This window comes from Kribbella sp. NPDC043289, from assembly GCF_056436705.1.
The window spans coordinates 776,321-789,832 of sequence record NZ_JBWKCB010000001.1 but is presented as its reverse complement, the minus strand read 5'-3'; the positions used below and the strand labels follow the sequence as shown (position 1 = coordinate 789,832).

Below are 13,512 nucleotides of genomic sequence, written 5' to 3'. Positions count from 1 at the left end.
CTCCTTCATAGGCGGATTTACAGTCGAGCTGAAAGACGGATGGCGGCGTCCGCGGTGATCACGACGCCGGCCAGGGTGATGCCTGCGGCGGCCAGCAGGGGTGCCACGCGGGTGGCGACGGACAGCAGGTGGTGGGAGCGGCCGCCGCGGACGACAACGTTGCTTCCGGCAACGGCGAGCAGGCCGACGCCGAACAGCACCACCGCCATCCCGACGCCGAAGGTGATGACGAGCAGCAGCGCGAAACCCGCGCGGCCGAGGAAGAGCCCGGCCACCAGGACGAGGAACGCCGACGGCGAGGGTGTCAGCCCACCGGAGATCCCGAGCAGCACCAGCCCCGGCCGAGAAGCCTGCCCGTGGCCGTGTCCGTGGCCGTGTCCGTGACCATGTCCGTGACCATGTCCGTGACCATGGCCGTGACCATGACCGTGGCGCTGCTTGTGACGGCGGAACAACCAGAGGCCCGTTGCCACCACCAACAGACCACCGACCAGTTGCAGCCCAGCAGTCAGCTGCTCCAGCTGCACAAAGTCCGCCAGCGACAGGAACGTCCACGCGACACCGATCACCAGCACCGACACCGTGTGCATGACCGCGACCGATCCACCCAGCCACGCCGCGTCCCGCACCCGGCCGCGCTCCCCCACCAGGTACGCCGCCGCGAGACTCTTCCCGTGCCCCGGCATCACCGCATGCCCGGCCCCCGCCGCGAACGCCAGCACGAACGCGAGCGGCGGCACCCCCGGCGAGTGGACGAAACCCTCGAGCTGATCCGCGACGCTCACGCGCGCCGCCAGCGCCGTACGCCGAACACGCCACCGACCGCCAGCACCAGCACGGCAAGCGCGATCGCTCCGACCTGGATCGCGGCGCTCCGCCCGAGGTGCGTGTCCTCGACGGAGCCGACGGTCCAGTCGTGCCGCTCGTTCCCGTCGCCGTACATCGCGCGAGCACCGTTGGGCCCGGTCGCCAGCGTCTTGTACGCCGGGTTCAGATCGGTCAGCGTCGTCACGGTCAGCGCGATCTCGCCAACCGCGGCGGGACACGTGTAGTCGATGGATACACCAGCCTTCGCCACATCGGCCGCCGACGTGACCGAGCCCGGGCAGTCCTTCCCGCGACTGGCGACCGTGATCCGGCGCAGCAGGTAACCGGTGAACTTCGGCGACGGGCCGATCGCGGCGCTGTCGGCCGGCTGATACATGACCGCGCCGTCCATCAGCACGCGGTCCTGCGGCAGTACGCCGAGGGCGACGCCGAGCAACGTCAGGTCGTCGAGCCCGCCGACCTTCCACCGCACGTGCACGACCGCACGGTCCGTGCCGTCAGCGGTGATCGACACCGTCTGCGGATCCCCGAACGGGTGCGCCGCCGCCGGCGACATCCCGGCGATCACCAGCACCACTCCGGCGGTCAACCCCAGACCCAGCCGCCTGAACCTGCCCACGCGTCAACGCTCCGAATGCTCACGGTCCCCCAAGACACGCGCATACGCGACCGGCGCGAAATCTGTCAGTGAGCAGGTAACGGTCCACCCCCGCCCGATGGTCAACAAGCGACTCGGAGGTGAACGATCGACGCCCTAGGCGCCGTCCCGCGGCGCCGCCTGCGACTGCCGCGCCGGTTCCGCGACCGGTTCTGCCGCTGATTCCGCGGCCGCATCGGGGACTGCGGGCTCCGGTGCCGGGAGCTGACGGGGTTCGTGCGCGATCCCGGCCGCGGCGTACGCGTCGGCCTCGTCGAGGGTCTCGTGGATCAGCAGCTGACCGGCGATCGAGTCCAGCTTCGCACGGTTCTCCCGCAGCAACCGGCGCGCATCGGCGTAGCACTGCTCGATCAGCCGTCGTACCTCCTCGTCGACGGTGTTGAGGAGCTCGTCGGACACCCCGGCCGTGCGCGCGTCGCCTTCCGACGGCAGCACCGACACCGGCCCGATCGCGTCCGACATCCCCCAGCGGCCGACCATCGAGCGGGCGATGCGGGTTGCGGTTTCGAGATCGCTCTCCGCGCCGGTGGTGACCATCCCGAGTACCTCCTGCTCGGCGGCCATGCCGCCGAGCGCCCCGATGATCCGGCCGCGCAGGTAGTCCACGTCGTACCCGTAGCGGTCCGTCTCCGGCGTCGACAGCGTGACGCCGAGCGCCCGTCCGCGCGGGATGATCGACACCTTCCGCACCGGGTCCGCGCCCTTCTGGATCATCCCGAGCAACGCATGCCCACCCTCGTGGTACGCCGTCCTGCGCCGCTCCTCCTCGGGCATCACCACGTTGCGCGCCGTACCGAGCTGGATCTTCTCCAGCGCGTCGGTCAGGTCGCGCTGGGTGATCTGCGACTCGCCCTGCCGCGCCGCCGCGAGCGCCGCCTCGTTCAGCAGGTTCGACAGGTCGGCGCCGGTCATCCCGGGTGTGGACCGGGACAACGCGGCCAGGTCGGCGTCCGGCGCGAGCGGCTTCCCGCGCGCGTGCACCTTGAGGATCGCCTCGCGCCCGGGCTGGTCCGGCGCGTGCACGGTGATCGTCCGGTCGAACCGCCCGGGCCGCAGCAGCGCCGGGTCGAGCACGTCGGCCCGGTTCGTCGCCGCGAGCACCACGACCCCCTCGGTGCCGGAGAAGCCGTCCATCTCGGTGAGGATCTGGTTCAGCGTCTGCTCGCCCTCGTCGTGCCCACCGACCGACCGGGCGCCGCCGCGGGCCCGGCCGATGGTGTCGATCTCGTCGATGAAGATGATCGCCGGCGCCACCTTCCGCGCCTCGCCGAACAGCTCCCGCACCCGGCTCGCGCCGACCCCGACGATCATCTCGATGAACTCGGACGCGCTCGCGGAGAAGAACGGTACGCCGGCCTCGCCCGCGGTCGCCCGCGCCAGCAGCGTCTTGCCGGTGCCGGGCGCGCCCGCCAGCAGCACACCCTTCGGCGCCCGCGCCCCGAGCCGCCGGTACTTGTCCGGGTCCTTCAGGTAGTCGACGACCTCTTCGATCTCGGCCTCGACCTCGTCGATTCCGGCGACGTCGGCGAACGTCACCCGCACGGTGGTCGGGTCGACCGGCTTCTTCTGCTGGCCGCTGCCCCCGAGCAGCCCGCCCAGACCGCCGCCGGCCCGGCTACGCCGGATCAGCCACCAGTAGAAGGCCGCGATCAGGACGAACGGGCCGAGCGAGATCAGCAGGTTCCAGAGCACGCCACGCTGCGCGACGACCGGCGTCGCCCGGACCGTGGCGCCGCCCTTCTGCAGGTCGCCGTACAGGTTGTCGTTGGCGAACGTCGGCCGCTCGGTGGTGAACTTCGTGAACGTCGAGCCGCTCTTGCCCGGCACCGGCGCGGCGTTCTTCAGCCGGCCCTCGATGGTGTCGCCCCGGGCGAAGATCTCGGCCACGTTCTGCTTCTGGACCTGCGCGGTGAAGTCGGTGTAGGCGATCGTCTGTTCGCCGCCGGACAGCTGGTCCTGCATCGTGGTGAGCAGGAAGAGCACCAGGTAGCCCCCGATGATCCAGGCGGTCGGCCGAGGACTCGTCCTTCGCCGGCTGATCCTTGTCGGTCATGCAGCCCAACATAGGACCTCGAACCGCCTGCCACCCAGCACCAACCCGAACGACGTACGCTGGCGCATGCCCACCCCGCTGGTCCTCGACTGCGATCCCGGCCACGACGATGCGATCGCGATCCTGCTCGCGGTCGCCGATCCAGCGATCGACCTGCGCGCCGTGACGACCGTGGCGGGCAACCAGACCGTCGAGAAGTGCACCCTGAACGCCCGGCGCGTGCTGTCCCTCGCAGGTGCGCCCGACATCCCGGTGGCGCGTGGCGCAGAGCAGCCGTTGGTACGCCGATTGCGGATCGCCGACGACGTCCACGGGCAGACCGGTCTCGACGGCCCTCAATTCGCGGACGAACCGTCGGTCCCGGAGTCGCCGTACTCGGCCCAGCAGATCCTGACTGACGTACTGCGGACCGGGCCGGCGACGATCGTGGCGACCGGAGCGTTGACGAACGTCGCGCGCCTGCTCTCCGAGGAACCCGGTCTCGCGTCGAACATCACCGAGATCGTCTGGATGGGCGGTTCCACTGGCCGCGGGAACATCGCCCCACTCGCCGAGGCCAACGCCGCCGTCGACCCCGAGGCAGCCGATCTCGTGGCCCGGTCGGGAGTCCCGTTCACGATGTGCGGCCTGAACGTCACCCATCAGGCGCTCGTGACCGACGAAGTGGTCGCCCGTCTGGACCGGATCGGTACGCCGCTGGCGCGGGTCTGCGTCGAGTGGATGACGTTCTTCGCGTCGACGTACCAGGAGCTGTTCGGGTTCGTCGCGCCGCCGCTGCACGATCCGGTCGCGGTCGCGCGGGTGATCGACCCGGCGATCGTCCGGTGCGTCGAGGCCAACCTGGTCGTCGAGACCCAGGGCGAGTGGACGGCCGGCGCGACGGTGGTCGACCTGGATCACTACACCGGCCGCCCGCCGAACGCCCGGATCGCGATGGAGCTCGACCGCACCGCGTTCTGGGACCGGATCGTCGGCGCGATCACCACGCTCGGCTGATCGCATTCGTCTGCTGACAGCGGAAGAGGGTTCTCCGAGCCGTCCGCCTACCGCAAGGTGGAGAGGTCGAAGGAGGACACCATGTACGTCGAAAAGCCCGCCGCGACCTGGCCGGGCAAACCCGAGATCCCGCAGCCGAATCCGGGAACGCCACGACCCGGCCCGTTCCCCGGTCTGCCGCAGCCTGACGCGCCGCAGCCTGGAACGGTGCCGCAGCCGATCCTGCCGGCTTGGTTCGAGCCGATGTCGATCAGCGTCGAACAGGAGATCGCCGACCGGTTGCTCGCCGAGCGGGTGCTGATCATCGGCGGCCACCTCGACGACCGGCTGGCGAATCACGTCACCGCGCAGCTGCTGCTACTCGATGCCCGCAGCAACGACCCGATCACCCTGCAGCTGTCCGCCACCGAGTCCGACCTCGAGGCGGCGCTCTCGGTCGTCGGCGCGATCGGCCTGATCAGCGCCCCGGTGCACGCCGTCGCGCGCGGTACGGTCCGCGGCCCCGCGATCGCCGTACTCGCTGCTGCCGGACAGCGCGAGGCGCAGCGGCACACGATGTTCGTCCTCTCGGTCCCACACTTCGCGGCCGAAGGCACCGCCGACGAACTGGCGACCCTCGCCGAGCAGCACACACGCCAGACGGCCCGTCTCCGCGACCTGATCGCCGACGCAACCGGTCGCTCGCCCGACGAGGTCGCCCACGACCTGGAAGGCCGCGTCCTCTCCGCCGAGGAAGCCCAGACGTACGGCCTCATCAGCCGCCTGCTGTGAGGGTGGCCGCTGGCAGGTTGTTTCACCGGTGCCGTGTTACAACACGCCGGCCGGCAAACAACCAGCCAGCGCTAGCCGTCGATCGTCAGGACCAGGCGGCCCGAGGTGTCGCCGGATGACTGGCGCGACCAGGCGGACGCGACGTCGGTGAGCGTGACGGTTTCGTGGGCCACGGCGATGGCGCCGGTCGCCGCGTGCTCGAGTACGGCGGTCAGCGCGTCCCGCCGCTGGTCCGCCGTCAGCGCGTTGTTGGTGTACCCGAGCACGCTCGCCGTCTTGCTCCGCAGTACCGCCGACGAGAACACCGCCTCGTCACCGGACGACCCGCCAAGGTTCACCAGCCGCCCGCCCGCGGCCAGCACCCGCGCAGCAGCCGTCGCGGCGACCCCGAACACCGGATCGATCACCACGTCGTACGTCGGTTCGCCCAGCCGCCCCGTCAACTCGTCGACATCCGTGCTCAGGGCAACCACCTCGTCAGCGCCGGCCGCCAGCGCGCGTTCCCGCGACGCGTCCGACCGCACCACCGCCACCACCCGCGAGGCACCCAGTACTTTGGCGGCCCCGATCGCCACCTGACCGACCGCGCCACCACCGCCGAGGACCAGCACCTGCTCCCCCGCCTGCATCCCGGCCCGCCAGGTCAACGTCATCCACCCGGCCACGCCGGACAGTCCGATCGCAGCCACCGCGGCGTCCGAGACGGCCTCGCCGCCGGTCAGCCGGATCAGGTCCTCGTCCGGCACCGCGGCACGCTCGGCGAAGCTCCCGTCCCCCGCGGCCATCCCGGCCGACGTCGCGAAGAACACCCGCGTCCCGGGCGCCACCACCTCCGACTGCTCGACCACGCCGACACCCTGGACACCCGGTACGTACGGAACCGCCGGCGGACCGAAGTACGACGTACCGGAGGCGCACAGCAGGTCGAGCGGGACCACCGGCGCAGCAGTCACGCGGACGATCGACAGCCCGGCCGCGGCGACCGGATCGGGGTGTTCGGCGTGGGTCGGTGGTTCACCGTGGGTTTGCAGGACTGCTGCGCGCACGCGAGCTCTCCTCAGGTGGCGACGTCGGGATAGGGCAACGACAGGTGCTGCAATGCGCGACCATACGCCTTCTGATATTCCAGCGGTCCGTGGTCCCGTTCGAACATCGCGATGAACAGCGTCAGCGTGAGGAACGGATGCGCGCCGAGGCCGAACAGCGCGACGTGATCGTGCTCCCGCAGTGCGCGCCGCTCCTCCTCGGTGAACTCCTGCCAGGTGGACTTCTCCGCGACCGCGCAGTTCAGGAGCTGGTTGGCGATCTCCTGCTCCCACCAGGCCACCGTCCCGGCGGCGTCGTCGCGGTACCGCTCGACCAGCTCCGGGTCGCGGTCGACGGTGTAGAGGAACTTGTTCAGCAGGTACTTGCTCATGCCGGCACCCCGTTCGGGTACCAGGTGAAGTAGGCCTCCATCGTGTGGAACAGGTCGAGCGAGTCGACGTGGTCCGCCTTCTGTCCCGCGCCTGCGACGCCCATCATCAACATGAAGTCCATGAACCCATGGGTCGCGTTCCCCGGCTGATGCAGGCTGTCCAGCGTCACCTCGGACAGGCACCCCTCGATGTCGCCGCCGGCGATCCAGTCCACCGCCTTGCGGTCGAACTCCGGGTCCGGCCCGTGCGCACCGAACTGCCGCGGCCCGCCCAGCTCCAGCGACAGGTGCCCGGTTCCGATGATCGCGACCCGCTTGTCGATCGGCCACGACTCGACCAGCTGCCGGATCGTCCGCCCGAGCTCGACGAACCGGCCGGGACGCGGCAGTGGCGGCGCGAAGATGTTGGTGTAGATCGGCACGATCGGCAGGTCCGCCTCCGGCCGCAGCGTGATGATCGGGCAGGTGATGCTGTGGTCGATCCGCAGTTCGTTGCTGAAGGCAAGATCGAACCCGGCGTCCAGCCCGTTCCGCAGGATGTGCCCCGCGAGCTGCTCGTCCCCGGCCAGCCGCATCCGCGGCAGCCCGAACTCGCGCTCCTCGTTGTACCAGTTGGCATCAAAGTACGGCGCCTTGCCGACCAGGAACTGCGGCATGTTGTCCAGCCACAACTGGTGGAAGTGATCGCTCCCGACCATCACCAGGATGTCCGGTCGGGCCTTCGTCAGCGTCTCCCGGAACGCCTCGATCTTCGCCACCCACTCGTCGGCGAACGGCGGCCGGTCGGCACCCGTGGCGGTGCTCGCGCGGTAGTAGAACGGGTGGTGGGTCGAGGCGATCACCGCGGCGACTGTGGCCATCTGGTCCCCCTTCAGGACTCCGGATCGACGTACTCGGCGTTGCGGTCGACGGTCAGGTAGGCGTCCATGCCGATCGGGCGGCGGCGCTCCTCGGCGATCTGCCCGAGCAGGCCGGCCGCCCGCGCGAGCAGCGCGAATCCGCGCAACAGTTCGACCGGCAGCCCGAGGTCGGCCAGCGCGGCGCCGCAGACCCCGGCGCCGTTCAACGGCAGCTTGCGCCCGAGGACCTGTTCATGGACCCGCCCGATCGCCTCGAACAACCGCAGATGGTTGCCCCGCAGGCCCTCCTCCTCAGCGATCCCCAGCAGCACAGGCGTGCGCGGGTCCTGCACCTTGTGCACCGGATGACCGAGCCCGGGGATGTATTTCCCGTCTGCTCGCGCCTTCTGGACAACGGCAAGCGCGAGCTCGTCCCAGCCGGCGTCGTCCGTCGGCACGTCGTGACCTTCCAGAGCCCGGTGCAGGAACAGCCCGCAGTCCTCGGTCACTCCGAGGAAACGCGATCCCCCACCGAGCAGCCCGGCAGCGAGCGCCCCCTGTAACGAGTCCGGCGCCGACAAGTACGTCAGCCGCGCGGCGATGGCCGTCGGCGTGAACCCGTGATCCGCGAGCGCGACCAGCACGGCCTCGAACACGCGCGTCTCGGACGGCGTCGGCCGCCGTAACGCGACCAGCCAGAACGCCAGCTCCCCGAACCCGACCTTGCCCATCAGGTCCGCGGTGAGATCCTGCCCGAGCAGCCGGATCTCGTCCTCCGTCGACGTACCCAGTGATGTCGGAAAGGTCATCAGGTCAGCCACTTCCTCAGCTCGTCACCGTGTTCGTCCAGGGACGGCGGCGGCAGCCGGTACGACGCTGCACTATCCGTGCCTCCCGTGAACGTGATCGGATTCCGCACCGTCGGGATCCCACCGACGGTCACCACCGGGTCCAGCCCGATGTCCGTGGCGAACGCGACCCCGCCGTCGACGGAGTTGATCGGTCCGCACGGCACCCCGGCCGCGATGATGTCGGCGAACCACTCCAGCTTCGTCCGCGTCATCAACCGGTTGACGAGCAGCGGCCGGAGCTCCTCCCGGTTCGCGGTCCGCTTCTCGTTCCGGTCGAACCGCGGGTCGTCGGCCAACTCCGGGACCCCGAGAACCTCGACCAGCTTGCGGAACTGGCCGTTGTTCCCGGCAGTGATGATCAGCTCCCCGTCCGCGCACGGCAGTGGCTCGTACGGGAACAGACTCGGATGGCTGTTCCCCATCCGCCGCGGCACCACGCCACCCGCGACGTACGCACTCGACTGGTTGACCAGGCCGGACAGCGCCGACGACAGCAGGTTGACCTCGACGTGCTGACCGCGACCCGTCTCGTGCCGGGCGTTCAGCGCGGACAGTACGCCGATCGTCGCGTGCAGCCCCGCCATCACGTCGAACACCGAGATGCCGGCCCGGAACGGCTCGCCGTCCGGATCGCCGGTCAGACTCATCAGCCCGGAGATCGCCTGCACGATCAGGTCGTACCCGGGCAGCTCGGCACCCTTCGGCCCGGACCCGAACCCGCTGATCGACGCGTACACCAGCCGTGAGTTGCCAGCGGCAACGGTCTCGTAGTCGAGCCCGAACCGGGCCAGCCCGCCCGGCCGGAAGTTCTCCACCAGGACGTCCGCGCGCCGCGCCAGCTCCTGGGCCGCGGCGAGATCACCGGAGTCCTTCAGGTCCAGCGCGATCGACCGCTTGTTCCGGTTCACCGCCAGGTAGTACGTCGAGATGCCGTCGCGGACCGGCGGCTGCCAGGACCGGGTGTCGTCACCGGCCGGCGCCTCGACCTTGATCACGTCGGCGCCGAGATCGGCGAGCAGCATGGTCGCGTACGGACCGGCGAGGATCCGGGAGAAGTCGGCCACCAGCAGGCCGGACAACGGACCGTTCACCCTGACCTCCCGGCGAGATCTACGGACATCTGTCCGCACCAGTTTCCGCACGCCTTCCGTCGCCTGTCAACCACCCGGCGCGACCTCTTGACAGGGTCCACGAGCGCTCCAATAGTGAGCAGCAGCGCCCCATGTGACCGTGATACGGACGTCTGTCCGAACTGTTCTGGAGGGGATCATGACCAAGTTGCTGCTGCGGGGCGGGACCGTACTGACGATGGACGACCGGCACACGATCGTCGAGGACGGCGACGTGCTGGTCGACGGCGACCGGATCGCGGCCGTCGGCCGGGACCTCGACGTCCCGGAGGGGACCCAGGTGATCGACGCGTCCGGCGGCATCGTGATGCCGGGCATGATCGACACCCACCGGCACATGTGGCAGACCGCGATGCGCGCGTACGGCGCCGACTGGACGCTCACGCAGTACTTCGTCTGGTACTACCTGGAGCACGGGAAGACGTTCCGGCCCGAGGACATCCACGCCGGCAACCTGACGTCGGCCTGGGAGTCCCTCGAGGCCGGTGTCACCACGACCGTCGACTGGTCGCACGGGTTGCAGACCGTCGATCACGCCGAGGCGGCGGCCGACGCGTTGCGCGCCGTACCCGGGCGGTTTGTTCTTGCCTACGGCAACATCCAGGCGGGGCCGTGGGAGTGGACCGCGGACCCGGCGGTGCGGGCGTTCCTGGAGCGGATGCGGGACGACTCGCAGCTGGGCCTGCAGCTGGCGTTCGACGTCACCGGCGACCCGGCGTTCCCGGAGCGGCCCGCGTTCGAGGTGGCGCGCGAGCTCGGGCTCGGTGTCACCACGCACGCCGGGGTCTGGGGTGCGACCAACGACGACGGCATCCGGCTGATGCACGAGAACGAGTTCATGACGCCGCAGAACATCTACGTGCACGCCGCGTCGCTGAACACCGACTCGTACCAGCGGATCGCCGCGACCGGCGGATCGATCTCGGTCTCCACCGAGTCCGAGCAGAGCGCCGGTCAGGGCTACCCACCGACCTGGCAGGTACGCCGCCACGACATCCCGGTCTCGCTGTCGCAGGACACCAGTGTGTGGTGGAGTGGCGACCTGTTCAGCGCGATGCGGACCACCCTCGGCGCGGACCGCGCCCGCGAACACCTCGAGGCGCACATGAAGGGCGCCACGGTGACGCACAGCCATCTGCGCGCCGAACACGTCGTGGACTGGGCGACCCGCGGCGGCGCTAAGGCCCTCGGCCGCGACGACCTCGGCAGCCTCGAACCGGGCAAGAAGGCCGACGTGGTGCTGATCAAGAACGACGCGTCACCGGTGTCGTTCCCGTTGATCAACCCGTACGGTCAGGTCGCGTTCCAGTCGCAGCGCGGCGACGTCCACACGGTGATCGTGGACGGTCGCGTGGTGAAGCAGGATCACCAGCTGGTCGGTTGCGACCTGGCCGCCGTACGGCGGGAAGTGGAGGCGACCGTCGACCACCTGCGCTCGTCGCTCGGCGAGGAGGCCTGGCGGAACGGGATGAACCCGGAGCTGCCCAAGGGCGAGGTTCTCGACAACCCGTACCAGTACACCGAGTACAAGTCCGACTCGACCCGTGAGGCACGTGGCACCATCTTCGGTGAGTCGTAGTCGACCGACGGAGGAACAGATGGCAGGGCGTGGCGCAGGGCCGGATTTCGTCGAGGCGCTGGCTCGCGGGCTGGACGTGCTCGCCTGCTTCGACGCCGACCACCGGACGATGTCGCTCACCGAGGTCGCGACCGCGGCCGGCCTGGCCCGGCCGACCGCGCGCCGGCTGCTGCTCACCCTCGAGGAGCTCGGCTTCGTCCGCACCACCGACGGCGCCTTCCAGCTGACCCCGAAGGTGCTCACCCTGGGGATGGCGTACGTCGGTTCGCTCGGCCTCTGGGACATCGCGAAACCGCACCTCGAGGCGCTCGTCGCGCGCACCGGCGAGTCCTCGTCGATGGCCCAGCTCGACGGCTCCGACATCGTGTACGTCGCGCGCGTGTCGGTACCGAAACTGATCGCGCTGCGCGTCGACATCGGCACCCGGTTCCCCGCGGCGCAAACGTCGCAGGGCAAGGTGCTGCTGTCCGCGCTGACCCCGGACGAACTGGCCGACGTCCTCGCCCAACCGAGTCGCGCCGGACTGCCGCCGTACATCGGAAGGACCGCGGAGCAGCTGCGGGACGAACTCACCGAGATCCGGGCACGCGGGTGGGCGCTGGCGGACGAGGAGCTGGCGCCCGGCGTCCGGTCTGTCGCAGCGCCGGTGCGCGACGGCAACGGGACGGTCCGGGCGGCGATGAACGTGACGGTGCACGCCGCCGAGACCTCCGTCGAGACGTTGCTGCACGACCATCTCCCGCTGCTGCTCCGGACCGCGGGCGACGTCAGCGCGGAGTGGGCGTTGTGGCAGTCCCGCCCGCACGTCGAGTCCGGCCAGCGGAACGCGACCACCGCCTGAGCTGCCTGGAGCTGCCCTGCGCCCGAACGTAGGCGACGATGGACGCCATGACCGTTCTCGACTCCCCCGTTCCCCGTTTCCACCTCGCGATGCCGGTCGACGACCTGGACGCGGCCCGGCACTTCTACGGCACGGTCCTCGGCCTCGAGCAGGGGCGCAGCTCCGAGACGTGGATCGACTGGAACCTGCGCGGCCACCAGTTCGTCACGCACGTCGCTCCCGAGCGGCAGCAGCGCATCCACAACCCGGTCGACGGTCACGACGTACCGGTGCCGCACTTCGGGCTGATCCTGAGCGTCGAGGAGTTCCAGAAGTTCGCCGAGCGGTTGAAGGCGGCCGGTACCGAGTTCGTCATCGAGCCGTACGTCCGGTTCCAGGGGCAGACCGGTGAGCAGTGGACGATGTTCTTCCTCGACCCGGCCGGGAACGCCCTGGAGTTCAAGGCGTTCGCGGACGACTCGCAGGTGTTCGCCGCCTGAGCAGCACTATCCCTACGGCGTGATCCAGCCGGTGAGGATCGTCGTACCGGACGCGGTGGTGCAGGACAGCCGGTAGGGAATAGTCGGTGGTGGGCGCAGGACGAAGAACCCGAGGTCGTCGATCTCCGCGGTCGGCCAGTTGCCACCGGCCCCGCGGACGGCGACCGTCCCGGCCTCGGGCGGGTCCAGTTGCCCGAGGACGGCGTCCGGGGTCAGCTCGACCTCGACCGTCCAGCCGTCCGAGGCGAAGGTCAGCGACCGCAGGATCGCGCTCTCGGAACGAATCGCCAAGGCGTCCAGCGAGTCCCACGCCGAGTCGTAGGTGAGCGCCGCGAGTTCGGCGTCGATGGTGCGCCACGCGAACGCCGCCTTACCGGCCTCGACGAAAGCCTCCGGCACCTCGCCGGCCGACGCCAGCGCGTCCCGCAGGGCCTCGATCAGCTTCTCGTCATCGCTCCACTCGGGGTCCAGCACGGTCGCTCACCTCCTCGTCGGGTCATCGGGTCCGTCCGCGACCAGCACCGCGAGCGCGGGGGTCTGCCGGAGCCGGGTCAGGCAGCGGGCCCGGTTCGGCCCGATGCTGCCGATCGGTAGCCGCAGCGTCCGGCCGATCTCGTCGTACGGCGTCGGCGGGTCCTGCATCAGCAATGCGAGCAGGAGCTGGCACTTGCGCGACAGCTCGGCGAACGCGGTCCGGAGGATCCGCCGGCGTTCGTGCCGCAGTACTTCCTCCTCGGCGATCGCCGGCTCGGGTACGTCGGCCGACTCGGCCGGATCGACGGGTTCCACCCGGCTCGTCGAACGGATCAGCCGGAAGCACTCGCGCTGCGTCGTGGTCGCGATCCAGCCCGGCAACGCGGCCGGCTCCCGCAACCCCGGCAGGTGCTCGACCAGTCGCAGCCACACACTCTGCCCGACGTCGTCGATATCCGCCTGCGGCAGCCGGTATCGGCGGCAGACCGAATAGACGAGCGGTGCATACCGCTCGACCAGTTCGTCCCACGCGCTCTTGTCGCCGTCCCTGGCCCGGGTGACCAGGTCGACGACCGACGGATCGTCCCGCATGCCGT

The 13,512-nt window shown here is 70.1% G+C and carries 15 protein-coding genes; 5 read left to right on the top strand and 10 right to left on the bottom strand.

Annotated features, from left to right (window positions below):
- Positions 1-17: 17 nt before the first annotated feature.
- The 3 genes from AC0662_RS03695 to ftsH all read right to left on the bottom strand — a co-directional run bounded on the left by AC0662_RS03695 (position 18) and on the right by ftsH (position 3,484).
- Positions 18-785 (bottom strand): cobalt transporter, encoded by a 768-nt coding sequence (locus AC0662_RS03695; RefSeq protein WP_478298279.1) that lies wholly within the window; start codon positions 783-785, stop codon positions 18-20.
- A complete protein-coding gene (locus AC0662_RS03690) occupies positions 782-1,447 on the bottom strand; it encodes a hypothetical protein (RefSeq protein ID WP_452198835.1) in 666 nt (221 codons plus the stop codon). Before AC0662_RS03690 ends, AC0662_RS03695 begins: the two co-directional genes overlap by 4 nt.
- 135 nt (positions 1,448-1,582) lie before the next feature.
- Entirely contained in the window at positions 1,583-3,484 is a 1,902-nt protein-coding gene (ftsH, locus tag AC0662_RS03685; protein WP_478300186.1) for an ATP-dependent zinc metalloprotease FtsH, read from the bottom strand.
- A gap of 121 nt (positions 3,485-3,605) precedes the next feature.
- Between ftsH and AC0662_RS03680 the strand changes: the two genes are divergently transcribed.
- Complete coding sequence (locus AC0662_RS03680; protein ID WP_478298277.1) at positions 3,606-4,535, top strand: nucleoside hydrolase; 930 nt, start codon at positions 3,606-3,608, stop codon at positions 4,533-4,535.
- An 81-nt stretch (positions 4,536-4,616) separates the two neighbouring features.
- Positions 4,617-5,306, top strand: coding sequence for an ATP-dependent Clp protease proteolytic subunit (locus AC0662_RS03675; protein WP_452198829.1), 690 nt, complete (start codon positions 4,617-4,619; stop codon positions 5,304-5,306).
- Positions 5,307-5,377: 71 nt separating this feature from the next.
- Here AC0662_RS03675 and AC0662_RS03670 read toward each other — a convergent pair whose 3' ends face one another.
- From AC0662_RS03670 to AC0662_RS03650, 5 genes are read right to left on the bottom strand one after another with little or no spacing between them, the layout of a single operon-like run.
- Positions 5,378-6,352: a quinone oxidoreductase family protein gene (locus AC0662_RS03670; RefSeq protein WP_478298275.1), complete on the bottom strand. Its 975-nt coding sequence runs from the start codon at positions 6,350-6,352 to the stop codon at positions 5,378-5,380.
- Positions 6,353-6,363: 11 nt separating this feature from the next.
- The gene (locus AC0662_RS03665; RefSeq protein WP_478298273.1) at positions 6,364-6,723 is read right to left on the bottom strand and encodes a hypothetical protein; all 360 of its coding nucleotides are present in this window, start codon (positions 6,721-6,723) and stop codon (positions 6,364-6,366) included.
- Positions 6,720-7,583 (bottom strand): DODA-type extradiol aromatic ring-opening family dioxygenase, encoded by an 864-nt coding sequence (locus AC0662_RS03660; RefSeq protein ID WP_478298271.1) that lies wholly within the window; start codon positions 7,581-7,583, stop codon positions 6,720-6,722. Before AC0662_RS03660 ends, AC0662_RS03665 begins: the two co-directional genes overlap by 4 nt.
- Before the next feature lie 11 nt (positions 7,584-7,594).
- Positions 7,595-8,371, bottom strand: a complete 777-nt coding sequence (locus AC0662_RS03655; RefSeq protein WP_478298269.1) for a citryl-CoA lyase — start codon at positions 8,369-8,371, stop codon at positions 7,595-7,597.
- Positions 8,371-9,504: a CaiB/BaiF CoA transferase family protein gene (locus tag AC0662_RS03650; protein ID WP_478298267.1), complete on the bottom strand. Its 1,134-nt coding sequence runs from the start codon at positions 9,502-9,504 to the stop codon at positions 8,371-8,373. The genes AC0662_RS03655 and AC0662_RS03650 overlap by 1 nt, the downstream gene beginning before the upstream one ends.
- A gap of 178 nt (positions 9,505-9,682) precedes the next feature.
- On the opposite strand from AC0662_RS03650, the gene AC0662_RS03645 reads away from it, so the two are divergent.
- The 3 genes from AC0662_RS03645 to AC0662_RS03635 are packed head-to-tail and all read left to right on the top strand — an operon-like array spanning position 9,683 to position 12,442.
- Positions 9,683-11,122, top strand: a complete 1,440-nt coding sequence (locus AC0662_RS03645; RefSeq protein ID WP_478298265.1) for an amidohydrolase family protein — start codon at positions 9,683-9,685, stop codon at positions 11,120-11,122.
- 19 nt (positions 11,123-11,141) lie between these two features.
- On the top strand, positions 11,142-11,963 hold the full coding sequence (locus AC0662_RS03640; protein WP_452198815.1) for an IclR family transcriptional regulator domain-containing protein: 822 nt from the start codon (positions 11,142-11,144) through the stop codon (positions 11,961-11,963).
- A gap of 47 nt (positions 11,964-12,010) precedes the next feature.
- A complete protein-coding gene (locus AC0662_RS03635) occupies positions 12,011-12,442 on the top strand; it encodes a VOC family protein (protein ID WP_452198813.1) in 432 nt (143 codons plus the stop codon).
- A gap of 12 nt (positions 12,443-12,454) precedes the next feature.
- Here AC0662_RS03635 and AC0662_RS03630 read toward each other — a convergent pair whose 3' ends face one another.
- Both AC0662_RS03630 and AC0662_RS03625 read right to left on the bottom strand, forming a co-directional pair.
- A complete protein-coding gene (locus tag AC0662_RS03630; RefSeq protein ID WP_452198811.1) occupies positions 12,455-12,916 on the bottom strand; it encodes a hypothetical protein in 462 nt (153 codons plus the stop codon).
- 6 nt (positions 12,917-12,922) lie between these two features.
- Positions 12,923-13,507 carry an RNA polymerase sigma factor gene (locus AC0662_RS03625; protein ID WP_452198810.1) on the bottom strand — a complete coding sequence of 195 codons (585 nt, stop codon included), beginning with the start codon at positions 13,505-13,507 and terminating at the stop codon, positions 12,923-12,925.
- Positions 13,508-13,512: the final 5 nt, after the last annotated feature.